This is a genomic window from Streptomyces sp. NPDC090499 (assembly GCF_044769305.1).
In the GTDB taxonomy this organism is placed as follows: Bacteria; Actinomycetota; Actinomycetes; order Streptomycetales; family Streptomycetaceae; genus Streptomyces.
The window spans coordinates 1-1,353 of record NZ_JBIVXP010000058.1; the positions used below are offsets into that span (position 1 = coordinate 1).

Sequence of the window (1,353 nt, forward strand, 5' to 3'; positions counted from 1 at the left end):
CAGGTCAGCGACCCAGCGCACCTTCGGTGCGCGCCGGGGGCGTGGTAAATGTCGTGGCGTGCGCCGAGGTGCTTCTTGTCTGCCCTGCCGTGTGCTGATTCTGGTCCGGGACGCTGGTGGGGTTCGTTCCGGCCGAAGCCGGTTGCTCTGTGATGCCGGTGAGCTCGCAGGTCAGCGTGGCGCTGAGGGCCGTCCACGGGAACCGTGGAGTGTTGCTGTGAGCACGCGCGTCAGAATTCCTGTTCCACCCTGGCCCTCCCGGAACGGCGTACCGCTTGGCCGTTCGGTGAGGGAGGGAGCGGGGCCGTGGACGTACTGCACGAACGCTGCGCCGGTGTGGACATCAGCAAGAAGGACGCCAAGGCGTGTGTCCGCAGCCCGAGTACGAAACGGCGGGGCTCGTTCACCAACGAGACCACGACCTGGGGCTCGACCACGAACGCCGTGCTCGCGCTGCGGGATCACCTGCTCGCTGCCGAGGTCACCCTCGTCGTGATCGAGGCGACCTCGGACTACTGGAAACCGTTCTACTACCTGCTGGCCGACGACCTGAACGTGATCCTGGTCAACGCCCGGCAGGTCAAGAACCTGCCCGGCCGCAAGACGGACGTCTCCGACGCCGCCTGGCTGGCCCAGCTCGGCGCGCACGGCCTGGTCCGGCCCTCGTTCGTGCCGCCCGCACCGGTGCGCGAGCTGCGGGACCTGACCCGGGCCCGCACCCAGATGACCCGCGAACGCGGCCAGATCGTCCAGCGGCTGGAGAAGCTGCTGGAGGACACCGGGATCAAACTGGCCGCGGTCGCCTCCGACATCATGGGCGTCTCCGGACGGGCCATGCTGGAGGCCCTCATCGCGGGTGAACGCGATCCCCAGGTCCTCGCGGAGATGGCCAAGCGCAAGCTCCGCAACAAGATCCCCGAGCTCACCGAGGCGCTGACCGGCCGGTTCCGTGCCCACCACGCCTTCCTGACCCGGCTGCACCTGAACCACTACGACCAGCTCACCGACGCCATCGGGCAACTGGACGCCCGGATCGAGGAGGCGATGGCCCCCTTTCGTGGCGCCCTCGACCTGCTCGACACGATCCCCGGGATCAACCGGGCCGTCGCCGAGGTGATCATCGCGGAGACCGGCGGGGACATGAACCGGTTCGCCTCCGCCAAACACCTCGCCTCATGGGCCGGAGTCTGTCCCGGCCACCACGAATCAGCCGGCCGCACCAAGAACACCAAGGTCCGCCCCGGCAACCCCTACCTCAAGGGGGCACTCGGAATCGCGGCATTCGGGGCGGCCAGAACCAAGGACACCTACCTGCAGGCCCGTTACAAGCGGCTGACCGCCCGCCGCGGACCA

1 protein-coding gene is annotated in these 1,353 nt (G+C 68.6%); it reads left to right on the forward strand.

What is annotated here, in order from left to right; genetic code table 11:
- Positions 1-306: 306 nt before the first annotated feature.
- On the forward strand, positions 307-1,353 hold a 1,047-nt coding region (locus tag ACIQVL_RS51560; protein ID WP_403479319.1), incomplete at its 3' end, for an IS110 family transposase.